Consider the following 19,508-nt stretch of genomic DNA (forward strand, 5'->3'; position numbering starts at 1 on the left):
TCATGCACAACAATCACGACATCGATATTTTGGTCAGCGAGGTTGGCCCTCGTGACGGGCTGCAAAGCGTCAAGGCAAGCATGCCGACCGCGCTCAAGATCGAGTGGCTCACGGCACTCGCGGCGTCCGGGTTACGTGAAATTGAAATCGGTTCGTTCGTATCGCCCAAACTGCTGCCACAGATGGCCGACGCCGCACAGTTGGTCGCTCATGCGCGAACCTTGCCGGGATTATTCGTCACCGCTCTGGTGCCCAATCTGAAAGGCGCGCAGGCCGCGTTCGAAGCTGGGGTGCAAAAGATCACCCTGCCGATTTCGGTCAGTGAGCCTCATTCACTGGCAAACATTCGCAAGACCCATGCGCAGGTTATTGAAGAAGTCCGCACTGTCGTTGCGCTACGCGATCAGCAGTACCCGCACGTCTTGATCGAGGCGGGTCTTTCGACTGTATTTGGCTGCACCTTGCAAGGCGTGGTCCCCGCCGATGACGTCATTCGTATGGCTGTGACCATGGCCGGACTTGGGGTGGATGAGGTGGGGCTGGCCGACACGGTGGGCTATGCCAATCCGACCCAGGTTCGCCAGTTGTTCACCCGTTTGCGCAACGAGCTGGGGCCGGTCGCGGGCAGCGCCCATTTTCACAACACCCGAGGGCAGGGACTGGCCAATGTTGTGGCCGCGCTTGATGTCGGCGTGACCACGATTGACGCCTCTCAAGGCGGATTGGGCGGTTGCCCTTACGCGCCAGGCGCATCGGGGAACATCGTCACTGAAGACCTGGTTTACCTGCTCGAATCCATGGGCCTGCGCACTGGCGTCGACATCGATCGTCTGGTTGCCGCGCGCGAGTGGCTGCATAAAGGGCTGCCCGGTGAGCCGCTTTACGGGTTCATTCCTGACGCCGGTGTTGGCAAGAATTTTCGTTATGCAAGCAAGGGTCAATGAACATGCAACCGACGACTGAAAAGGCGCTGCCGCTCGCAGGTATTCGTGTGATCGAGTTCGTGCACATGGTCATGGGGCCGACCTGCGGGCTGGTCCTCGCTGACCTCGGCGCAGAGGTGATCAAGGTTGAACCTGCACCAGCGGGGGACAATACGCGGCGCTTGCGAGGCTCTGGCGCCGGTTACTGGATGACCTACAACCGCAACAAAAAAAGCTTTGCCGTCGACATGAAAACCGAAGAGGGGATGTCGGCCGTTCTTAAGCTCATCGCCAGTGCGGACGTCGTCACCGAAAACTTTCGCCCCGGTGCCATGGAAAAACTGGCGTTGGGATACGAGCAGGTCAAAGCAATCAAACCGTCGATCATCTACAGCTCAATGAAAGGTTTTTTGCCCGGACCTTACGATCAACGACCGGCACTCGATGAAGTGGTGCAGATGATGACCGGGCTTGCCTACATGACCGGGCCAGTCGGTCGTCCTTTGCGGGCTGGTGCCTCCGTGAACGATGTGATGGGCGGCATGTTCAGCGCCATTTCAATTCTGGCTGCTCTGCATCAGCGCAACTCCACCGGCCTGGGCCAGTTTGTGCAGACCGGTCTGTTCGAAAACTCAGCCTTCCTCGTCGCGCAGCACATGATGCAGAAAGTCGTCACGGGCAAGGCCGCTGCACCGATGCCCAATCGGGTCTCGGCCTGGGCGATCTACGACGTATTCACCACCGCCGACGATGAACAGGTTTTTCTCGGCGTCGTCAGCGACGGCCAATGGCAAAGCTTCTGCAAGGCCTTCGATTTCGAAGTATGGGCCGTGGATCCGACGCTGGCTCTGAACAACCAGCGGGTACAAGCGCGTGACGACATCCTGCCGCCTGTACGCGAGTGTCTGGGCGGCATGAGCAAGCTCGAAGTCATGGCGCGCTGCGAAGCGGCGGGTTTGCCGTTCTCGCCCATTCAGCGCCCGGAGGACCTGTTTGAAGATCATCACCTGAATGCATCGGGCGGCATGGCGGCGTTGACGACCCCGGATGGCGCTGACGTGAAAGTACCGATGTTACCGTTCGAAATGGATGGCCAACGTTTCGGTACACGCCTCAACGTGCCCGAGCTTGGCAGTCATTCCGCTGAACTGCTTGGCGAGTTAGGGTATTGCGATGAGGACATACAGGCGTTGCAGGCTGCTGGTGTAGTTCAAGGTTAGGGGTGGTGACCGTGCCTTGTGTCCACGACATACCGCTGTCGCGAAGCAAACGGGGCTCTGTAGGAGCGCGCTTGCCCGCGATGCGGTGTGTCAGCAAAAAACGTGTTGCCTGACCAGATGCAATCGCGGGCAAGCGCGCTCCGCTCCGATGATGGCTACAATCCCAACGACCCTATAACTTTTTAATTGCCGGAATCGAATGTGCGTAACAGTATTCCGTTCGCCCCCGTATTACTTCCTGACATCGCAACTGTTCGACTAAAGGCTAAAGCACTGGCGATGCTTGAAGCTATCGTCTCACCCGATTGGGAGTACAGGTATTACAGCTTCGATGCGCATTGGGGTAGTGGTGAGGGGATGGCGTCCATGCGCAACGGATCGGGCGAAGATTGGTTTCTGCTCTTCGGAGCGTTCGGTGCCGCGATAAAAGGGTTTGCTCACGAAGCATCAGATGCTTGCAATAACGACCTTGCAGCCGCCGCGAGGATTCAATTTCCTCAGCCTTTTGAATCATTTCTGAATGAGCCCGCGTTCAGCATGGATAGCGTGAGCTACTGCTACTGGAGGCGCCCGGAGGACTCAAGCTGGCATAAAGTGGCGTGTGCAAATTCGCTGTCGGATGTGGTTGATGACGGCTCGTCAAAATTCGCACTCTTGTGCGAACCCGCAGCTTCTTATGTCGTTTTCGCCAAAGAGTATTATGAAGTTGAGTTACCACTTTTGCCGGTGCAACGCATTTACGAGCACGGCCTGTTGACCGAGGAGTTGGTGAAGGCCCTCAATCCGGATCTGGATTTTGCCGAGGCCCGGGAGTTCGCTGCAGAGATTGGCTATCCCTGTGGTTGAGCCTTGGTCAGGGCTGCGACTGTTTTATCTGGATAAAGCGAGCGCTGGTTTGACCACGTCAGAATGATCGAACAGACTTCCAATCCATTTGCGGACGTTGGTCAAGGAGTTGTAAATGGCAAATCGAGTTTACTTGATGAATCACAGCCAATCCGAACCCGCCCTGGCTGCAGAACTGGAGGACGCCTGTTTGCTGGCCGCCAGTTATCAGTTACCGATTTTGTGGTTGGCGTTGTTCGATTCGGATGACTTGGTCAACGTTCTTGTACATTGCGAAAACGATGCGGGTGAGCTGGATAGCGAGCTGATTTTGACTTGCTTTGCGTCCACCGAGAAAGCACTGAAGACTTACAGCTCAAGAAGGCAGAGCCTTCAGGCGGCATTAGGTGCTGACAGCGCGACCAGTGTGGCTGAGTGGGAGGCGTTCATTGCCAGCCAGTTGCAAGGCCCAGTGGTTCAGATCGATCTGACTGAACTCTGGATGATGTACGGCGATGCGGATGCGCTGGATGCCCAGGTCAGCGAATGGCTGGCGGGGCTCGATGAAACCACGAGTGAGGCATGGATATCTTTCTGTCATCAGGCAAACCTTGATGACGTTGATACACGGCGCTACGGTGTTCGTGGCTATCAGTGGAATGCGAAGCCGGGATGGCAGTGAGGCGGAGTTTGATAATCAACCCACACATCGCCATCGCAGGTTGATTAAGTCATTCAAGGCGCGTCGATGATGATGGAAATATTGGCTGAGGTCTTTTTTCGTACCATTTGCTTTCCTGTGGGCTGGCCAGTGGTAAAGATTTTCACACTGGGAAAGTACCCTGTTAAAGGGTCCTGGTTTACCCAAACCCTTCAGTCTGAATGGACGTCTGCGATTGGGCTTGCTGTGTTGGTGATTGCAATGATGGCTGCGCTGAAGCAGTTCGTGATTACGTAGAAAATCTTACATAACTCCCGCCATGAAAGAGGCGTGCAAATGATGCTCGCTACAACTGACCACCGTCCCAACGTAACTTTGGCCCCCGCCCAACAAACCGACCTTGATGATCTCGTCGCCATTCGGATCGAAGCCATGCGCGAAAGTCTTGAGCGGGTAGGGCGCTTTGATCCAGTGCGTGCTCGCGAGCGTTTTGCCAGCGCTTTTGATGCACGGGATACGCGCTATATCGAAGTGGCTGGAGAGCGCGTGGGTTTTGTCGTGGTCAAGCGGCACGATGATGAACTGGTGCTTGATCACCTGTACCTGAAGCTGGCCGCGCAAGGTTTGGGCTTAGGCTCTGCGGTTCTGTCGCTGATATTCGAAGAGGCGGATGCTTTGGGGCTGCCGATTAAAGTCGGGGCGCTGAAAGAGAGCGCCTCGAACCGGTTTTACATGCGCCACGGGTTTCAGTTTTTAGAAAGCGGCGAGTTTGATCATTACTATATTCGTCGGGGTGTTACAGGCTGAAAATGTGCCGTCAAAGGTGCGCAGAGACTCAATCAGAACACTCGACCGCAGTTTCGAAGCCCTGCCAGCCATGCAGTTGCCTGGAAACGACCAGCAGGCGATTTCCCACGCCAGACGTCGAAGCAACGCAGACACCTTTTTCATCCCAGAACGCGCTTCGTCCAGCCGCTGCCCAGCCACCTGTCGGCCCGCCATGATTGGCCATGAGTACGGCCATTTCGTGGAGCCGGGAGTAACTTTGCAGCAGCGAACTGTCTCGTGGATAACCTGCTTCACCGATCAGCACGCTTGAGGCATAAACCTGCGCGCCTTGTCTGGCTGCTGCCGACGGATGTTCTGGATGGCTGAAATCAGCGCACACCGACAGCGCGATGGGCGAGCCCGCGATGTTTATCAAATCGCCGCCGTTACCGGCACTGAAATACTGTTCTTCGCCAGGGTGTAAATGCTGTTTGGTATAGACCGTGACCGAACCGTCGCCATGGAGTATGAAGGCTGCGATCAATGGCTTTTCATGGCCTGGCATGCGCAGCGGTAAACCGACGACAGTGGTCATGGAGTTTTCCCGCGCGAGTTGACGCAAGGGGAGCAGAACCGGACTGTCCACATCTTGCGTCAGCGCTTCGGCCAGAGTGGGTTCATAACCCGTGAGCGACAGCTCGGGAAACACCAGAAGATTTTACTCCGTGCTCACTGGCGCACTGCATAAACTCGATGTGCAGATTCACGTTTGCGTCAATATCGCCTGCTTGAATGGCGCATTGGGCTGCAGCTAAAACAGGTGACATGAAAGCTCTCCAATAAAGGTTCTCCGATAAAAGCTATCCATTGAAGGACATTATTAATATCCAACACGCAGAGCAGAAAGCAGCGACTCCAAGGATTCTGGAGATTCATCAAACGTGCTTTCCGACTTCAAAGTATCCCATTGCATGGCATCACCCAGGCAGTAGTCGCCGATACACTTCATGGCGTGGACTTGCGAGTCCAGAAGACCCAAGGGTATCCACATGTATGGTTTGCCACGCAAGGCATTGGGAACGGTCGAGCCACAGTGTTTGCAGAAATCATTCCGGTAGCCGCTGGGTTTGAGCCATGTGTTGATTTCAGACTGTCCTGCCTCCCACTGGAAGCCGGATTCAGGAACGATCGTCGCGCAGTTATAACCGGTGCCTGTTTGTTTGCGGCAAAGGGAGCAGTGGCATCGGTAGAAATACAGCGGCTCTGTCTTGAGGGAAAAAACCACGGTCTCGCACAGACATTGTCCTGTCAGCATTTATAAATTCCTTATTGAAGTGCCTGTTGATTAGCTGTTGTCCGGCTCATTGCTCAGGCCTGATAAAAATCTTCCGGTGATGATTGCGATTGCCTCCACTGGGGACATCAATGCCGTGTCTACAGTAAACGGCGCTTTATTCCACGCTTCGTATTCATGACTGAGCACAGACGTCCAGGTGGGCGGGGTCAGCCCCGGTACATCACTTTTTCTGCTCTCAACCCGACGCTGGTGCTCTCGTTTGTCCGAGCAAACCACCTGAATGTCGACTAACTGGACGCCAGCCCGTGCGGCAATTTCGTTCCAGGCTTTACGGCTTTCCATGACCGGGTTAACGCAATCAACAATAACCGAACTGCCCAGTTGCAGGTTGCTCAGCGCGAGTTCGTTCGCAGCCATATACCCGCACCGACCGACATCCTGAGCAAGTTCGCCGGAGTTTCGGATCGCTTGTTCAATCGTATCTATTCGCAGGTAAACCGCACGCATGTGGCGGGTGAGTTCGCGGGCGATGGTTGTTTTACCGGTACCGGGAAGACCGCTGAAGACAATGAGCATTCGGTGTCCTTAGGCTGTATTGCCCGTCTTGTTGGGGTCAATCAAGCACGGGACGCATGAAACTACGTTCGTAGCTGACAATGAATTTTTTCTCTGTCGCCAGTGCCACCGCTTCAATGCATTCAGCATCGGTTTCGGCTTCTTTGCGATAGCGCTCGTAGTCCGAGAGACTTGGGAAACTGAACAGGCAACAGGCGATATTGTTGGCACCTTCTGCCGGCAGGAAGTAGCCATGGTGCAAGCCGCCCAAGCGCGTTACCAACCGTATCCATAAGCGGGAATAGATTTCAAAGGCAGGGATTTGGTACGGATCAATCTGGTACTTCACGTGGCAGGTGATCACACGAGCTTTCCTTGTTCGCAATGGTTCGTTAACAGGGCGCAAAGGTTATCAATAATTCAGCCCTGATCTGAATACTTCTGCTTGAAATAACGTCGTCGCTGCCGACTTCCCGGATACATGTGACGGGTCTGTGTATGCCGTTTTGTTCTTGAATCTGTGTCTAACATCTTTGCTTTTCGCGGCTTAATCTTGCTCCGAACATTCTCAAGGAGCGACACCATGCCCGAACTGTCCACCGTGGTTGCCTATGGCTTGATCTCACTTGGCATGGTGTTGACCCCCGGCCCGAATATGATTTACCTGATTTCGCGTTCGATCTGCCAGGGCCGGGTGGCCGGGTTGATTTCTCTGGGCGGCGTAGCATTGGGCTTTGTCGTTTATATGGTTCTCGCTGCGCTGGGTATCACCGCGTTGGTGATGGCCGTTCCTTATGCTTACGACGCCCTGCGAATCGGCGGGGCGTTGTATCTGCTGTATCTGGCCTGGCAGGCAGTCCGGCCCGGTGGGCGCTCTCCCTTTCAGGTCAAGGACCTGCCCATGGACGGCCCACGCAAGCTGTTCATGATGGGCTTCATCACTAACCTCCTGAATCCTAAAGTGGCGGTGATGTATCTGTCGTTGTTGCCGCAGTTCATTGATCCTGCCGACCACGGCAGCGTACTGATGCAATCGCTGGTGCTGGGCTTTACGCAGATTTTTATCAGCGTGACCGTCAACGCGGCGATTGCCATTATGGCTGGCTCAATTGCCGCGTTTTTTGTGGGCAGGCCTTTCTGGCAGGTCGTACAGCGCTGGCTGATGGGCACAGTACTCGCGGGGCTGGCGATGCGGATGTTGATAGAGGGGCGTCGGTAAATGGTCGGGTTTGTAGCATTTCGTGGCGCTTGAGCCCATCGGATTCCCTTTGTACCTTGCGGTTATGAAGCGAAACAGGCTCCGTGAGAGATTCTATGTTGGCCTGCAAATAACATTTCCGTGGGAGCGAATTCATTCGCGAAGGGGCCAGTACATTCGCCGCTTTCGTATCGTCTGATATGCCGCTTTCCCGAATGAATTCGGTCCCACAAGGACATCGCAAGCCGGATCGCCGCCTGCGCGATCCTACATGGAATCTCTCACAGGTATCGATGTAATCCTGCAACCTCATCAATGCCCATGAACAGTCCACGCCACCAGCCGGGCAACCATTGGCCTGACCACGAGCACGCAAATGAATGCGGATGGCATCGCCACCCGATACGCATTCATCACATTCTTCATGTAGTGTTCATCGAAGCCGAACTCCGCCAGGGTGATCACCAGGCACATCAGAAACGCCATGATGGTCGCCATGTAGAGCGCAAAGATGTAAGGCGTCGCTCGTTTGGGAAAGCGCAGGCGTAGGGTATTTTGGTTGGATCCAGCAGGCATCGGCTAACCTCGTCAATGTTGTTTGTCAAAAGAGCCGCCAAGCTAGCAAGCCGTCGAGGATGCCGGTAGCGGCGTAATGCTTGAATCACTGTTAAGTAAAATCAACGAATAAGGCATCGGGAACGCGATGGATATTCTGGGGCTGATCAACACCTTTATCCGCGTGGTAGAAGCGGGCAGCATTGCTGCGGCCGCCCGTGCTCAGGGCATGAGTGCGGCGGCGGTAAGTCAGAGCATCACTCGGCTGGAAAAGCACCTCGGCACACGGCTGCTTTCGCGTACCACGCGCAGGATGGCGCTGACTGAAAGCGGTACGCGCTATTACGAAAAGGTGAGACACATCCCGCGCGATATCGAACTTGCCTCGCAAGCCGCTGCTGTCGCCACTGATCCTCAAGGCCCGCTGCGCATCGCGACCACAGCGGCGTTCGGGCGTCATGTGTTGGCACCGCTCATGCCTGCTTTCAAGGCGGCTTACCCGCGCATTGACGTCGAGTTGATCAGTGCAGACCGGCGTGTTGATCATCGGCTGGAGGGTGTGGACGTCAGCATCCGTATCGAGGCCCAACTGAGCGATCAGTTGGTAGCGCGGCGTATTGCATCGCTTCCATTCGTGTTCTGCGCTTCGCCTGCTTATCTCGACCGTGAAGGCGTGCCCACCAGGCCAGAGGACTTGAAAGACCATGCCTGCCTGGTATTTCGTTACCCCACAGACGGGCGTTTTCTGCCGTGGAATTTCATACTCGACGGCAAGCGCTTCGAGGCCAAGGTTAATCCCGGTTTTGTCTGCGATGACATCGACATGCTCACGCAGATCGCCCTGAACGGCGGCGGCATTGCCCGGCTGGCCAGCTTTATCGCGCAACCGCTTATCGACAGCGGCCGTTTGCTGCCCTTGTTCGACTCAGGCAACCGCGGCGCTGCGGCTGCGGAGTCTGAGCCGATGGATATTTATGCGTGTGTCACAGAACGGTCGGCATTGAATGCGAAGGTACGTGCGTTTATCGCGTTTCTGGAAGGTGCGTTGCAGGGGGGGTCGACTGAGCATAAATGAATGTTGGGCGATCAGAACTCGCACCCCACCTGACGTTCTACTGAAAGCTACTGTGCAGCAAACACGGGACCTGTAGGAGCCAACTTGTTGGCGAGACGTCGGCCCTGCAAAGTCATTTGTTCCGCCTCGCCAACAAGTTGGCTCCTACAGAAGTATGCGTTTCAACCCTAAGGCTATGCGTTGTTTGCCAGGAGACCACCTATTGAATCACGACGAGCTTCAGTCCTTTAGCGAACATGAAGTCGCAGAAATGCAGCGCTTCAACAAAAAGCTCGGCTGGCTACCGCGTTTTCGAATCCGCAATCGCTTCACGCCTCAGGTGATTCAGACGCTGCTTAAAGCGGGTCAAATCGCTGGCGCGGGCAAGCTGGCCAAGCAGGGACAGCAGGCAGAAAAGCGTTCCGTCGGTGTCGATGGCATTTCGGTCCCTGTGCGGATATTGAGGCCCAAAGGCAAAGCAAAAGGCGTGGTGCTTGATATCCACGGCGGTGGCTGGGTCATAGGCAATGCGCAAATGAACGACGACCTTAACCTTGCTTTAGTGAAAGCATGCGAAGTCGCCGTGGTCTCGGTGGACTATCGCCTCGCGGTATCGACGCCGGTTGAAGGTCTCATGGATGACTGTCTTTCGGCTGCGCGCTGGCTGCTGGGTAGCGAGTGTGAAGAGTTTGCCGGTTTACCCGTGATCGTTATCGGGGAATCGGCCGGCGGCCATCTGGCGGCGGCGACACTTCTAGGGCTCAAAGCCTGGCCGGATCTGTTTCGGCGGGTGAGCGGGACGGTCCTGTATTACGGCGTTTACGATCTGACCGGAACGCCAAGCGTCCGCGCTGCCGGTCCTGAAACCCTGGTGCTGCATGGCCCGGGCATGGTCGATGCGTTGCGTCTGCTGACGCCGGACGCAACTGATGAAGAGCGTCGTCAACCGCCGTTATCGCCCTTGTACGGCGATCTTACGGCCATGCCGCCTGCGCTGATGTTTGCCGGTGAGCTGGACCCGCTGCTGGACGACACCGTGCAGATGGCTGAACGATGGGCGAAGTCGTCGGAAGTGGAAGTACACGTGACGCCGGTTTGTGCGCACGGCTTCATTCACTTCCCTACGGCGATGACGGGACGGGTGCTTGCGCGCAGCCATCGGTGGATTTCGGACCGTATCAGCGCAGTGACACGTTGAACTGACTGGCTGTTTCCATCTGCTCCGGTTATTCATTACCGGAGGCGGAAGTCTATTGCCTGGCGTTTGCCGCTAAAAAAACGGGCTGACTGTCTACGGGCCAGACAACTCGGCGTTATTGGATAGCGATAAGAAGTGGCACACGGGTTGCTATATCGATAAGGCTTGAACTGTAGCGGTGCGAATAGCGAGCACTGCACCACCACTCATTTATGGACAGCCGACTGGAGACAGCATGAAGATTGATAATGGACTGAACACGTTATTGACGAACGGCGTACAGACGCAAAAAGTTGACAATAATTTGCAAGGCAGCAAGTCTTCTGCCTTCGCCGACGTACTGGCATCAGCCTCTGTAACGAAAACCGCGACCAGTGCCAACGTAGCCACTGCGGCGCCGCAAGCGAGTGATTACAGAAGCGTGCTGGTCAGTTCTGCAAAGCAAGATGATGCCCATGCCGAGAAATTGCTGGGGGACGTTACCAGCGGCAGCTACGACCAGTTGATCAACGTTTCGGAATGGCCAACCATCCGTTATTCAGTGTCGGGTGAATTACAAACTCCCGAGTCCAAAGCGTACTTTGAATCCACCAGCGCCTCGGCACTTATTGATCGTACCGAGCTCTTGAACGCTGAAAGGGCGAAAGGGACTTCCGCTGCTGAAATCCTCGATAAAGTGCTGGCCTTCAACACCTCACTGCCTTCGCGTTTCAAAGACATGGCCGGCATCACCAGCTGATGCATTCATCCAGGGCTGCCGATCCGCCGGGAAAGGCAGCTTCCTGTCATGGCTCAATCTGCGATTGAGTTCAGCTCTGCCATGATTTCATCCGACAGCACCAGCTCGCTCACGGCAAGGTTTTCGCGCAAGTGAGTCACCGAGGATGTACCGGGGATCAGCAGGATGTTGGGGGAACGACGCAGCAGCCATGCCAGTGCCAGCTGCTTTGGCGTGACGTTGAGTCGCTGCGCAACGGTCGATAATGCGGACGACTGCAGCGGCGTGAACCCGCCCAACGGAAAGAACGGCACATAGGCAATACCGTCACGCGCCAGTTGGTCGATCACCGCGTTATCGTCCTGATGAGCGATGTTGTAGAGGTTTTGTACGCAGACGACATTGACGAGTTTGCGCGCCTCAGCGATTTGCGTGGGCGTGACATTGCTGATGCCGATATGGCGAACGAGTCCTTGCTGCTGCAATTCTGCAACGGCGCTCAATTGTTCTTCTATCGAACCTTCGGCCGTTCCCATTGCGCTGAACATGGTGCGCACGTTCACCACATCCAGCACGTCCAGGCCCAGATTACGCAGGTTGTCGTGCACAGCCTGGGTCAGGTCTTTTTTCGACGTGGCTGGAATCCAGGAGCCGTCTTCGCCGCGAATGGCGCCCACCTTGGTAACTATCGTCAGGTCATCTCGATAGGGATGCAGTGCTTCGCGAATAATCTGGTTGGTGACATGCGGCCCGTAAAAGTCGCTGGTGTCGATGTGGTTCACGCCCGACTCGACGGCTGCACGCAGCACGTCCACCGCGGCTTGACGATCTTTCGGCGGGCCAAATACGGCAGGACCTGCGAGCTGCATTGCGCCGTAACCGATTCGGTTCACCTGGCGGTCGCCAAGATTGAACGTGCCGCTTTTGTTTAAAGCATTCGTCATGTCTATCGCTCTTGCTTCGCTTGAGGGAAAACTATGATATGAAGGAACCTTCAGGTTTTGAATTCGCATTCCATGAGCACTGTCAAAGCATCGTTAAAGCCAAGAAAATCAGCGGTTCAGGCCCGATCCGTCGCGACGGTTGAGGCGCTTCACACCGCGACCCTTCAGGTTTTGACCCAGTACGGGCTGACCCGCTGCACTACCACGCGTGTCGCTGAGCGGGCCGGCATGTCGGTTGGCAGCGTCTATCAGTACTACCCGAATCGCGATGCGTTGCTGGCGGCGGTGCTCGAAAAGCATCTGCAGGAAGTTGTCGATACCGTTGAGTTGGCCTGCGGTCGATGTCACGGAAAAACAGTCGCTGAAATGGCATCGGGTTTTATCGTGGCGTTTCTGGCTGTCAAACTGCGTGATCCGGTGGTATCGAAAGCGCTCTACGCCATCGCAGCAGAGCGGGGCGGAGCTGAACTGGTCGCCCGCATAAACGCCCGCATGCTAGTCGCGATGACGAACATGCTGACCACGGCGTCTGACGCACATTTTGACAATCCCGCCCTGATTGCCTCGATCTCGCATACCGCAGTGGTCGGACCTGTGCGTGCCTTGCTTGAAGGGCATGGCAATCCTGACTTCGAGACCTGCCTCGAAGAGCAATTGACCTTGATGTTGACGGCCTATCTCCAAGCTCATCAGAGCGTTAACCGCCCATGAAGCCTTTTAGAATTCGTGAGTTAACTTCAGCCGACACTGAAGCGTTGCTGGCGTTTGAAGTGCGTAACCGTGAGTGGTTTGAATCGCACATTGATGCCCGCGAGCCTGACTTCTATTCGTTGCAAGGTGTCGCGGAGCATATCGACTGCTATCTCGCCGACTTTGCCCTTGGCGTCTGGCATCCATTTGTCATCGAAGATTCCAGTGGGCGAATAGTCGGGCGGGCAAATCTGAAAGGCATGAGTTCGTCAGGCCAGACTGGTGAAGTCGGGTATCGAATCGATCAGCACGCGTGCGGGCAGGGGCTGGCCACGTTGGCGTTGAGGCATATGATCGAGCAGGCAAAGGAGCGTTGGGGGCTTGTGCAACTGGTCGCTTATGTCTTCGAGGAAAACCTTGGTTCGAGGAAGGTGCTTGAGCGCTGTGGGTTCCGGCTAGAGCAGCCCTCGGGTGATGATGCAGAGTGTCGGTTTGTTCTTTCGGTTTAGAGAGGTCTGCATTCCGATACGCCGTTTTGTCTGGATGGCACGCCGCTGTCCGGTAGGAGCTAACTTGTTGGCGAGGCATTGGATCTTCTCAAGAAGATAATCCGCTTCGCCAACAAGTTGGCTCCTACCGGGACGGCGTTTCAATTCAATTTGATCAGCGTTAATGACCCCGACCACCTCCAAATGACCAGTCTTCACTTGCGGTTGTGGTGATGACCACCATCACATCCTCGGGGTTGAACCCTGGCGAACGTCCCAGTTTTTCCACCAGATCCCGATAAAAGCGCTGCCTGGTTTCAACGCTGCGAGGACGTCCTGCTGTAATCGCAATCAACACAAAGTCCTGGCTGCGCGGCCCGCCAAGATAGTTGCGGTCAAATATCAGCTCGCCCACTTCATGCTGGTGAATGACCTGGAAACGATCCGCCTCGGGCACCTCGAAACTGTCGACCAACGCTTCGTGCAAACTCTGAGACAGTGCCTGTAAATAGTCAGCGGATTTTCCTCGGTGCAGCGAAATACGTGCGAATGGCATGAATGATTACTCCTGGCCGCTGAAAGGGTGGGCTTCTAGTTCCCTGAGCAGATTCAATGCCGAAGCTGCCGTTGGCCAGCCTGAATAGAACGCCAGATGGGTGATGGCCTCATTTAACTCATCGACACTCAAACCGTTATCCCGCGCGCGTTGTAAATGAAACGGCAGTTGCTCGAGCCGGTACATCGCTACCAGCGCAGCCACTGTCGTCAGGCTGCGTTCGCGGGGCGTCAGTTGAGTGCGTTTCCACATGTCGCCAAACAGCACGCGCTCCGTCAGTTCTGCAAACTTTTGCGGATAATGCCCTTGTTGCTCAAGCCCTTGAGCGATGGATGAACTCATGATGCTTTCTCTTGATTCGCCAATGAGCCAGGAAAACTATCAAGTCGTAATCATTCCGAATATCAGATTAAATGGTGACCATGATCCCAAATAAGTGGACTGTTTCCATGCGTCGCCCCACCTTTGATCTTGATGTGTTGCGTACTTTCGTCACCGGCGTTGAATTCAACAGTTTCGCTAAAGCGGCAGATCGTCTCGGGCGATCAACGTCTGCGGTCAGTGCTCAATTAAAAAAGCTGGAAGAACAGGTTGGCACGCCTGTGTTGGCCAAATCGGGACGCGGGCTGGTCCTGACGCCCGTCGGGGAATCTCTGCTGAGTCATGCCCGTCGATTACTGGAACTGAACGACGGCATTTTTCAAACTTTGCACGAGAGCCAGACGGCCGGAACCATTCGTCTTGGTCTTCAGGAGGACTTTGGGGAGCACTTTCTCAGCGAGATCCTTCGGCGTTTTGTGCAGACGTATCCAATGGTGAGTCTCGAAGTCCGGATCGCACGCAACGCCGAATTGCTCGCTCTGATTGAAACCGCGGGGCTGGACCTGGCCCTGACCTGGGACACCGGGCACACCTCGCCTTATGCCGAGCATTTAGGCGAAACCCAAATGCACTGGATCGGGATTCGCGATACCCCGTTGCTGAGCCGTCTTGTGGATTCGCCCCTGCCGTTGATCCTGTTCGACGCCCCGTGCGTATTGCGCAGCGCCGCCACTCAGGCCTTGGATGCTGCGCAAATTCCGTGGCGCATAGCGCTGACCAGCCCCAGCGTAGGAGGAATCTGGGCCGCCGTCGCAGCCGGATTGGGCGTGACGCTGCGAACACGCATCGGCCTGCCGGATAACCTGACTTTTCTGGACGGTTTACCCTCGGTGCCGAGCCTTGGGTATGTGCTTCATGGCGCAGGAGAAGATCCAACGCCTGCGACGAGGCATCTGGCTGAGTTGATAAGGATGAGTTTGCAGGAGCAGACGGTCAATTTTGTTGGCGCGCAATAGGGCGTTAAGCAACGCCCTGACGAAACCGTTGCTCTGTTATCCCTATCAATCAGGTTTTTTAACCATCATGTACTGGCTGAAATTATTGATGTGATCGTCCAGATTATCTTCAAGCATTAGCCGGTACTGATCACAAAAATACTTCAGCATCGCCTCACGCGCCTGAGCCATTTCCTCGCCGGACTTGAAGCTGCGCGCGCTGACCCAGGCATTGAATCTTGTGGTGCCAAACATCATGGATGCATTGACCTGTCCGAGGTTTTCGAACGCTTTAAGCTGCTCGTTGGACAGTTCGATGTGCGCGTCGGCGCGGTCATAGAATGCTTGGTCGGTGGTATCTGACATTGCGGATTATCCTGGTCATTTTTTTTGGCTGGGTGCATTAAAGCATCTGCGTCGTCTGCATCCATAATTGCAATCGTTTGCAGGAGCTCAACGCCTGTCACCACGAGGTCTTGCGGCAAACAATGGGCCTGTAGGAGGGAACCTGTTCGCGAGCTGCCTGACGCGGTGTGTCAAACCAATCGCCTCGCCAACAAGTTGGCTCCTACAGATCACCCGTCTACCGGGCAACTCCACGGTTCAAATCATATCGATCCGTTCAACGCAGAGGCCAGGACCAGCCGCTCAAGCCCGATGCCGAACCCGGCACCTTCTCGATAGGCTCCGCCACCGACAACTTGTTGCTGTGCGCCTAAAGCAGGGCATCGCACTTCGAAGCCATTGCCTTCCAGGTAGTAACTCAGCCCGCGTTTCACGGCCAGATTGAGTTCGTAGTCGAGGCCCAACGAGTCGAGGAAACCCGTGCAAATGGCCTGGCTACGCTGCAAAGCCTCCACCGGGTCGGCACTCAGGATTTCGAGTCCCAGTTGGGTGAACTCGCGGTACCGACCGGCTTGCGGACGCTCATATCGATAGCATCGCGCAACGTAGAAAAACATCGCCTCTTCCCGTGATCCGAGCAGTACATCGTTGCGCTCCTGAAAAAGCGCGGTGGCCTCCGGGATGAGGCAACAGGGACGTCCGGCCTTGTCATTGAAAGCCCACATTTGCCCGATTATTTCACTTCCGCCGGCCTTCTCGATAAAAGTGTCCTGACCCCATAACGCTGGAACGATGGCTTCCTCAGCTCCAGCTTCGATGAAGATAACTCCGGAAACGGCCTTCTATTTCACGCATGATTGCTGCTTCTTTCCCGGTTACTATTCGTGTTCCACGTAGCATTGTCATTTTTGTGATCTCCAATTTACAGGCAATAAAAAAGGCGCCATTGGCGCCTTGGTTTTGTTCATTGAGTCGTCAGAACAAGTGGTTTGAGTTCTGATGGATCGATGAGCATGAGCAACCGCGGCACCTTGAGCGAGGTCCGTGATGGTGATGTCGGTTGCATTGAATAAATTTGGTCATGGCCAATCCTTGCACAGAACCGGGAGCGCCGACAAGGCACCCCATTTACGGCAACTGCATACGAGAACAATAGACAGCAGTGACGCGCATGAATGAGTGGGATATTTTCGAAACGGAACACTGGCGAGTCAGCCATCGACGCGATGCACGCTACGGCGGTTACCTGATGGTCAGCTCAGTCGCAGCCGCTTCGGATTTCATGGACCTCGGCGATTCAGCACTGGCTTCGCTCGGAGACGCCCTGCGGCAAACCGAGCAGCTTCTTTTTCAGGTCTTTGAGCCTGTGAAGGTCATCGTCTACAAGCTGGGTTTTTCGGCGGGTTTCAATCTGCACTTTCATGTGGTTCCAGTGACGCATTCACTGTTGGCAGAAATAGAAAAACATCCGGATTACGCTAGCGAACCTGACGGGAATGACACCATTCTTTTCTTGAGCCGCGAGTACTGCGAGCGGCCATTGAATGCCGAGGAGAGTGAAGCTCAGCACACGACAGTGATGAATCTTCGGAAGCTTTACTGCGCAAATAGCCTGATCTAAATACTTGTGCGCACCTCAAGGCCGCCGATAATCATTGCCTGCTTAACGAGTAAGTGGAGTTTCTGTGATACCGGGATATCGCGTACGCATTTATTGCTTTTTAGGGGCTGTTTTCTGCCTGGGCTGTGCCTGGCTAGCGGGGGAACGTCTGCATGACGCCTTCACCCTTTGGCAATTCGATGCGCTCACCGGGCCACGTCGGCAATCGGTGAAAGAGCATCTGATATTCGATGACCAGCCAGGGCGTTTCCTTTGGTATCTATTGGAAACCATCGCGACCTTCATCTTCTTCAGCGGCGCAGGACTTGCCATGACATGGGGCGCGCTGCGAGGTCGTCGGGCATTCAAGCGTTGGCATTAGAAGTTTTAGTCAGCTCTTGTGCTCAGTCGGCCGAGGGGACCAGAAACTCAACATCATCTTTCTTCGCTGCCTGGCTGCTATCAGAAAATATAATCCTGTGACCTGGAGTGCATTATCTCTAGGAGCACCCCGATGTCCCTGACAACTCGCTGTCGCGAAGCAAACGGGTGACCCTGGTAGGAGCCAACTTGTTGGCGAGACGTCGGACCTGCATTGTGAGAAATTCCGCTTCGCCAACAAGTTGGCTCCTACCGTGTCCGCGTTTCCAATCCATTATTGAAGTGATGTTTGATGAAAGTGCGCCTTGTGTCCCTGACACACCGCAGTCGCGAAGCAAACGGCTGACCCCGGTAGGAGCCAACTTGTTGGCGAGACGTCGGACCTGCATTGTGAGAAATTCCGCTTCGCCAACAAGTTGGCTCCTACCGTGTCCGCGTTTCCAATCCATTATTGAAGTGATGTTTGATGAAAGTGCGCGTTGTGTCCCTGACACACCGCAGTCGCGAAGCAAACGGCTGACCCCGGTAGGAGCCAACTTGTTGGCGAGACGTCGGACCTGCATCGTGAGAAATTCCGCTTCGCCAACAAGTTGGCTCCTACCAGGTCTGTGTTTCAAATCCATTATTAAGTGATGTTTTATGAGCGCTGCCGATGTTTGACGCTGCCCCTTGGTCGTTCCAACAGAGGAGAATCCTCGCTCCCAATGATCCGCTTTAGCCGGAACTTACCTCGCTACGTTAGTATTGGTTTTTGTGAACAGGAGGCCGATATGCAGCGTCTGGCGAAACCAACGGATTACGTGTTGACCGATGTTCTTGGAAAACAGATGTACACGATTCCATGGGAGACCCGACTGTGCCCAGGTAATCCTGCTGATGATCCGCAAGATGGCGCGTCGCTCTATAACGAGTTTGTGCTGGCTCAAGCCAATGGCGAGCAATCGCGAACGCCTGAGCAACAGGTCGACGATATTATTGAGTGGACCCTCGCGACACCCGGTGAGGCGGCGCGCAGTCTGGCGGTTGATCTGGCAGCGGCGTATCAGGGCACGTATCAGTTTCGGATAGAAGATCTTGAACACTGGGACCCGCAAACCAAAGCGTTTCGTGCGCATCTGATTTTCCACAATCAGGATCTTCGTAGTCTTCGCGCCTCACAGGTGATGGCTTTACGAAACAGATCAACGACGTAAAACAGCGAGGTAATTGATGTCTGCAGATCCGCTATGCCTTGTGTTTGTGCCTGCTCTTGTCGCGGTCCTGAGCGCCGCTGAGAACAGCAAAGGTTCGCCACTCACGGAAGCCGAGGTGGTTGATATTCGAGACCGCGCCACCTGTATCGCTCTGTCGTTCAGCACTGCGCTTGAGATGGAACAGGCGCGTGGATATCCCGATATCGTGGCTGAGGATTGCTGGAACCAATGGCAAACGGTGCGACTGCAATTGGCTTGAGGCTTACCTGATTCCTGATTTAGATCAAAGCCGCTTCTTTATCGAGCTGATTATTGTGACCAGGGTTCAATTAGGTCACTGGTTGCCAATCCATGCTCACAGAGCTAAGTTAGAAGCATGACCAACCAAAACGATACGCCGCCATCGCGCGGTCCCTCAGATCACAGCGTTCGCGATCAGGTCGTGGACGCTGCTACAAAGCATTTCGGCCACTATGGGTATGAGAAGACCACGGTGTCCGATCTCGCCAAGGCCATTGGTTTTTCCAAGGCCTATATCTATAAATTCTTTGACTCCAAACAGGCCATCGGCGAGGTCATTTGCTCTAACCGACTGGCGATGATCATGGCCATCGTGAACGCCGCGATCAAGGATGCGCCAACAGCTTCCGAGAAGCTGCGCCGCCTGTTCCGGTCGCTGGTCGAGGCTGGCAGTGATCTGTTTTTCCATGATCGCAAGCTCTACGACATTGCGTCCGTGGCAGCGCGGGATCAGTGGCCGTCCGCGATGGCCCATGACGAACGCTTGCGCCAGCTCATTCAGCAGATTGTGCTTGAGGGCCGGGAGTCTGGCGAGTTCGAGCGCAAGACGCCGCTGGACGAAGCTGTGCAAGCCATTCATCTGATTATGCGCCCTTACATCAGCCCGGTGCAGTTGCAATACAACCTGGAAATCGCGTCCACAGCGCCTGTACTCCTGTCGGCATTGATACTGCGTAGCTTGGCACCATGATGTTGTGACCATTGACTAATTTGGTCACTATC

26 protein-coding genes and 1 pseudogene are annotated in these 19,508 nt (G+C 55.1%); 17 read left to right on the forward strand and 10 right to left on the reverse strand.

Features of this window, described 5'->3' with window-relative positions; all coding sequences use genetic code 11:
- Window positions 1-2 precede the first annotated feature (2 nt).
- The 5 genes from K3169_RS10140 (at window position 3) to K3169_RS10165 (ending at window position 4,436) form a co-directional block, all read left to right on the forward strand.
- Window positions 3-944, forward strand: coding sequence for a hydroxymethylglutaryl-CoA lyase (locus K3169_RS10140; RefSeq protein WP_263271304.1), 942 nt, complete (start codon window positions 3-5; stop codon window positions 942-944).
- Between the two features lie 2 nt (window positions 945-946).
- Complete coding sequence (locus K3169_RS10145) at window positions 947-2,143, forward strand: CaiB/BaiF CoA transferase family protein (protein WP_263272254.1); 1,197 nt, start codon at window positions 947-949, stop codon at window positions 2,141-2,143.
- A 201-nt stretch (window positions 2,144-2,344) separates the two neighbouring features.
- Window positions 2,345-2,989: a hypothetical protein gene (locus tag K3169_RS10150; protein WP_263271306.1), complete on the forward strand. Its 645-nt coding sequence runs from the start codon at window positions 2,345-2,347 to the stop codon at window positions 2,987-2,989.
- 115 nt (window positions 2,990-3,104) lie between these two features.
- Window positions 3,105-3,650: a hypothetical protein gene (locus K3169_RS10155; RefSeq protein ID WP_263271308.1), complete on the forward strand. Its 546-nt coding sequence runs from the start codon at window positions 3,105-3,107 to the stop codon at window positions 3,648-3,650.
- A 315-nt stretch (window positions 3,651-3,965) separates the two neighbouring features.
- Complete coding sequence (locus K3169_RS10165) at window positions 3,966-4,436, forward strand: N-acetyltransferase family protein (protein WP_411567031.1); 471 nt, start codon at window positions 3,966-3,968, stop codon at window positions 4,434-4,436.
- Window positions 4,437-4,464: 28 nt separating this feature from the next.
- Here the strand turns inward: K3169_RS10165 and K3169_RS10170 are convergent.
- The 4 genes and pseudogenes from K3169_RS10170 to K3169_RS10185 form a co-directional block, all read right to left on the reverse strand.
- Window positions 4,465-5,224, reverse strand: a pseudogene (locus K3169_RS10170) (carbon-nitrogen hydrolase family protein).
- 53 nt (window positions 5,225-5,277) lie between these two features.
- Entirely contained in the window at window positions 5,278-5,712 is a 435-nt protein-coding gene (locus K3169_RS10175; RefSeq protein WP_263271310.1) for a GFA family protein, read from the reverse strand.
- Window positions 5,713-5,742: 30 nt separating this feature from the next.
- Entirely contained in the window at window positions 5,743-6,270 is a 528-nt protein-coding gene (locus tag K3169_RS10180; RefSeq protein ID WP_231667160.1) for an AAA family ATPase, read from the reverse strand.
- A gap of 37 nt (window positions 6,271-6,307) precedes the next feature.
- A complete protein-coding gene (locus K3169_RS10185; protein WP_099269707.1) occupies window positions 6,308-6,613 on the reverse strand; it encodes an NIPSNAP family protein in 306 nt (101 codons plus the stop codon).
- Between the two features lie 219 nt (window positions 6,614-6,832).
- On the opposite strand from K3169_RS10185, the gene K3169_RS10190 reads away from it, so the two are divergent.
- On the forward strand, window positions 6,833-7,468 hold the full coding sequence (locus tag K3169_RS10190; RefSeq protein WP_263271313.1) for a LysE family translocator: 636 nt from the start codon (window positions 6,833-6,835) through the stop codon (window positions 7,466-7,468).
- A 291-nt stretch (window positions 7,469-7,759) separates the two neighbouring features.
- Here the strand turns inward: K3169_RS10190 and K3169_RS10195 are convergent, their stop codons facing one another.
- Complete coding sequence (locus tag K3169_RS10195) at window positions 7,760-8,023, reverse strand: DUF2798 domain-containing protein (RefSeq protein ID WP_255876799.1); 264 nt, start codon at window positions 8,021-8,023, stop codon at window positions 7,760-7,762.
- Between the two features lie 127 nt (window positions 8,024-8,150).
- On the opposite strand from K3169_RS10195, the gene K3169_RS10200 reads away from it, so the two are divergent.
- The 3 genes from K3169_RS10200 (at window position 8,151) to K3169_RS10210 (ending at window position 10,993) form a co-directional block, all read left to right on the forward strand.
- On the forward strand, window positions 8,151-9,077 hold the full coding sequence (locus K3169_RS10200) for a LysR family transcriptional regulator (protein WP_263271315.1): 927 nt from the start codon (window positions 8,151-8,153) through the stop codon (window positions 9,075-9,077).
- Window positions 9,078-9,327: 250 nt separating this feature from the next.
- Window positions 9,328-10,254 carry an alpha/beta hydrolase gene (locus K3169_RS10205; protein WP_263272256.1) on the forward strand — a complete coding sequence of 309 codons (927 nt, stop codon included), beginning with the start codon at window positions 9,328-9,330 and terminating at the stop codon, window positions 10,252-10,254.
- A 235-nt stretch (window positions 10,255-10,489) separates the two neighbouring features.
- On the forward strand, window positions 10,490-10,993 hold the full coding sequence (locus tag K3169_RS10210) for a hypothetical protein (protein WP_263271317.1): 504 nt from the start codon (window positions 10,490-10,492) through the stop codon (window positions 10,991-10,993).
- Between the two features lie 53 nt (window positions 10,994-11,046).
- On the opposite strand, the gene K3169_RS10215 is transcribed toward K3169_RS10210, so the two are convergent.
- The gene (locus K3169_RS10215; RefSeq protein ID WP_263271319.1) at window positions 11,047-11,916 is read right to left on the reverse strand and encodes an aldo/keto reductase family oxidoreductase; all 870 of its coding nucleotides are present in this window, start codon (window positions 11,914-11,916) and stop codon (window positions 11,047-11,049) included.
- 72 nt (window positions 11,917-11,988) lie between these two features.
- Between K3169_RS10215 and K3169_RS10220 the strand changes: the two genes are divergently transcribed.
- Window positions 11,989-12,627 (forward strand): TetR/AcrR family transcriptional regulator, encoded by a 639-nt coding sequence (locus K3169_RS10220; protein ID WP_122707145.1) that lies wholly within the window; start codon window positions 11,989-11,991, stop codon window positions 12,625-12,627.
- A complete protein-coding gene (locus tag K3169_RS10225) occupies window positions 12,624-13,115 on the forward strand; it encodes a GNAT family N-acetyltransferase (RefSeq protein WP_263271320.1) in 492 nt (163 codons plus the stop codon). The genes K3169_RS10220 and K3169_RS10225 overlap by 4 nt, the downstream gene beginning before the upstream one ends.
- Window positions 13,116-13,275: 160 nt before the next feature.
- Here the strand turns inward: K3169_RS10225 and K3169_RS10230 are convergent, their stop codons facing one another.
- Window positions 13,276-13,650, reverse strand: coding sequence for a tautomerase family protein (locus K3169_RS10230; protein WP_027901931.1), 375 nt, complete (start codon window positions 13,648-13,650; stop codon window positions 13,276-13,278).
- A gap of 6 nt (window positions 13,651-13,656) precedes the next feature.
- On the reverse strand, window positions 13,657-13,992 hold the full coding sequence (locus tag K3169_RS10235) for a carboxymuconolactone decarboxylase family protein (protein WP_231667156.1): 336 nt from the start codon (window positions 13,990-13,992) through the stop codon (window positions 13,657-13,659).
- A 107-nt stretch (window positions 13,993-14,099) separates the two neighbouring features.
- Here K3169_RS10235 and K3169_RS10240 point away from each other — a divergent pair, with 107 nt between their 5' ends.
- Window positions 14,100-14,987: a LysR substrate-binding domain-containing protein gene (locus tag K3169_RS10240; protein ID WP_231667155.1), complete on the forward strand. Its 888-nt coding sequence runs from the start codon at window positions 14,100-14,102 to the stop codon at window positions 14,985-14,987.
- Window positions 14,988-15,032: 45 nt separating this feature from the next.
- On the opposite strand, the gene K3169_RS10245 is transcribed toward K3169_RS10240, so the two are convergent.
- A complete protein-coding gene (locus K3169_RS10245; RefSeq protein WP_099269716.1) occupies window positions 15,033-15,332 on the reverse strand; it encodes a DUF3144 domain-containing protein in 300 nt (99 codons plus the stop codon).
- 242 nt (window positions 15,333-15,574) lie between these two features.
- Window positions 15,575-16,135, reverse strand: a complete 561-nt coding sequence (locus tag K3169_RS10250; RefSeq protein WP_231677670.1) for an ATP phosphoribosyltransferase regulatory subunit — start codon at window positions 16,133-16,135, stop codon at window positions 15,575-15,577.
- A 425-nt stretch (window positions 16,136-16,560) separates the two neighbouring features.
- On the opposite strand from K3169_RS10250, the gene K3169_RS10255 reads away from it, so the two are divergent.
- From K3169_RS10255 to K3169_RS10275, 5 genes are all read left to right on the forward strand, one after another.
- Window positions 16,561-16,932 carry a hypothetical protein gene (locus K3169_RS10255; RefSeq protein WP_231677649.1) on the forward strand — a complete coding sequence of 124 codons (372 nt, stop codon included), beginning with the start codon at window positions 16,561-16,563 and terminating at the stop codon, window positions 16,930-16,932.
- Between the two features lie 64 nt (window positions 16,933-16,996).
- Window positions 16,997-17,293, forward strand: coding sequence for a hypothetical protein (locus K3169_RS10260; RefSeq protein WP_122708523.1), 297 nt, complete (start codon window positions 16,997-16,999; stop codon window positions 17,291-17,293).
- Window positions 17,294-17,996: 703 nt separating this feature from the next.
- Window positions 17,997-18,485, forward strand: coding sequence for a hypothetical protein (locus tag K3169_RS10265; RefSeq protein ID WP_263271324.1), 489 nt, complete (start codon window positions 17,997-17,999; stop codon window positions 18,483-18,485).
- A 16-nt stretch (window positions 18,486-18,501) separates the two neighbouring features.
- Window positions 18,502-18,744, forward strand: a complete 243-nt coding sequence (locus K3169_RS10270; protein WP_231678003.1) for a hypothetical protein — start codon at window positions 18,502-18,504, stop codon at window positions 18,742-18,744.
- A gap of 117 nt (window positions 18,745-18,861) precedes the next feature.
- Window positions 18,862-19,476: a TetR/AcrR family transcriptional regulator gene (locus tag K3169_RS10275; protein WP_263271326.1), complete on the forward strand. Its 615-nt coding sequence runs from the start codon at window positions 18,862-18,864 to the stop codon at window positions 19,474-19,476.
- Window positions 19,477-19,508 lie beyond the last annotated feature (32 nt).

Origin of the sequence: Pseudomonas phytophila (assembly GCF_025643095.1) — a bacterium.
GTDB lineage: Bacteria > Pseudomonadota > Gammaproteobacteria > Pseudomonadales > Pseudomonadaceae > Aquipseudomonas > Aquipseudomonas quasicaspiana.

Bases quoted from the DNA above. Each gene is read 5' to 3' on its own strand.
- K3169_RS10215 (WP_263271319.1), bottom strand. From the start codon at position 11,916: ATGACGAATGCTTTAAACAAAAGCGGCACGTTCAATCTTGGCGACCGC.
- K3169_RS10235 (WP_231667156.1), bottom strand. From the start codon at position 13,992: ATGAGTTCATCCATCGCTCAAGGGCTTGAGCAACAAGGGCATTATCCG.
- K3169_RS10275 (WP_263271326.1), top strand. From the start codon at position 18,862: ATGACCAACCAAAACGATACGCCGCCATCGCGCGGTCCCTCAGATCAC.
- K3169_RS10240 (WP_231667155.1), top strand. From the start codon at position 14,100: ATGCGTCGCCCCACCTTTGATCTTGATGTGTTGCGTACTTTCGTCACC.
- K3169_RS10210 (WP_263271317.1), top strand. From the start codon at position 10,490: ATGAAGATTGATAATGGACTGAACACGTTATTGACGAACGGCGTACAG.
- K3169_RS10195 (WP_255876799.1), bottom strand. From the start codon at position 8,023: ATGCCTGCTGGATCCAACCAAAATACCCTACGCCTGCGCTTTCCCAAA.
- K3169_RS10140 (WP_263271304.1), top strand. From the start codon at position 3: ATGCACAACAATCACGACATCGATATTTTGGTCAGCGAGGTTGGCCCT.
- K3169_RS10270 (WP_231678003.1), top strand. From the start codon at position 18,502: ATGTCTGCAGATCCGCTATGCCTTGTGTTTGTGCCTGCTCTTGTCGCG.
- K3169_RS10155 (WP_263271308.1), top strand. From the start codon at position 3,105: ATGGCAAATCGAGTTTACTTGATGAATCACAGCCAATCCGAACCCGCC.
- K3169_RS10220 (WP_122707145.1), top strand. From the start codon at position 11,989: ATGAGCACTGTCAAAGCATCGTTAAAGCCAAGAAAATCAGCGGTTCAG.
- K3169_RS10145 (WP_263272254.1), top strand. From the start codon at position 947: ATGCAACCGACGACTGAAAAGGCGCTGCCGCTCGCAGGTATTCGTGTG.
- K3169_RS10200 (WP_263271315.1), top strand. From the start codon at position 8,151: ATGGATATTCTGGGGCTGATCAACACCTTTATCCGCGTGGTAGAAGCG.
- K3169_RS10205 (WP_263272256.1), top strand. From the start codon at position 9,328: ATGCAGCGCTTCAACAAAAAGCTCGGCTGGCTACCGCGTTTTCGAATC.
- K3169_RS10265 (WP_263271324.1), top strand. From the start codon at position 17,997: ATGATCCGCTTTAGCCGGAACTTACCTCGCTACGTTAGTATTGGTTTT.
- K3169_RS10175 (WP_263271310.1), bottom strand. From the start codon at position 5,712: ATGCTGACAGGACAATGTCTGTGCGAGACCGTGGTTTTTTCCCTCAAG.
- K3169_RS10180 (WP_231667160.1), bottom strand. From the start codon at position 6,270: ATGCTCATTGTCTTCAGCGGTCTTCCCGGTACCGGTAAAACAACCATC.
- K3169_RS10165 (WP_411567031.1), top strand. From the start codon at position 3,966: ATGATGCTCGCTACAACTGACCACCGTCCCAACGTAACTTTGGCCCCC.
- K3169_RS10255 (WP_231677649.1), top strand. From the start codon at position 16,561: ATGGTCAGCTCAGTCGCAGCCGCTTCGGATTTCATGGACCTCGGCGAT.
- K3169_RS10245 (WP_099269716.1), bottom strand. From the start codon at position 15,332: ATGTCAGATACCACCGACCAAGCATTCTATGACCGCGCCGACGCGCAC.
- K3169_RS10230 (WP_027901931.1), bottom strand. From the start codon at position 13,650: ATGCCATTCGCACGTATTTCGCTGCACCGAGGAAAATCCGCTGACTAT.
- K3169_RS10190 (WP_263271313.1), top strand. From the start codon at position 6,833: ATGCCCGAACTGTCCACCGTGGTTGCCTATGGCTTGATCTCACTTGGC.
- K3169_RS10225 (WP_263271320.1), top strand. From the start codon at position 12,624: ATGAAGCCTTTTAGAATTCGTGAGTTAACTTCAGCCGACACTGAAGCG.